This is a genomic window from Stenotrophomonas sp. GbtcB23, assembly GCF_019091045.1.
Classification (GTDB): domain Bacteria; phylum Pseudomonadota; class Gammaproteobacteria; order Xanthomonadales; family Xanthomonadaceae; genus Stenotrophomonas; species Stenotrophomonas rhizophila_A.
The window spans coordinates 1-322 of record NZ_JAGXKC010000294.1 but is presented as its reverse complement, the minus strand read 5'-3'; the positions used below and the strand labels follow the sequence as shown (position 1 = coordinate 322).

At 63.7% G+C, this 322-nt stretch carries 1 protein-coding gene; it reads right to left on the bottom strand.

The window, feature by feature from the left end; genetic code table 11:
- Positions 1–78 precede the first annotated feature (78 nt).
- The coding region (locus tag KVS69_RS19175) for a diguanylate cyclase (RefSeq protein WP_217539550.1) at positions 79–322 on the bottom strand (244 nt) is incomplete at its 5' end.

The following is a 322-nucleotide window of genomic DNA, read 5'->3' as shown; positions in this document are numbered from 1 at the left end:
TGATGGATCGGAAACTTTTTTCCACAGCCCCGTCCCATCTGGAGGCGCCAAGCATTGTCAAGCGGTTGCCAATGCCTCTCAGGCAGCGGCAGCGACGACCCTGTTGCGCCCGCTGTTCTTGGCTTCGTAAAGAGCGCGGTCGGCCTGCTTCAGGAGTTGTTCCGGTGTCTCGGCACCATGGGTATTGCAGGCGATGCCGAGCGAGGCCGTGATGTTGAGCATGAGGCCTGCCGCCTTCAGTGCGAAGGGCTGACTCTCGATGATGCCACGCAGGCGTTCGGCGATCGCGGCGGCAGCCGCGGCATCCGGATCGGGGGTGGCG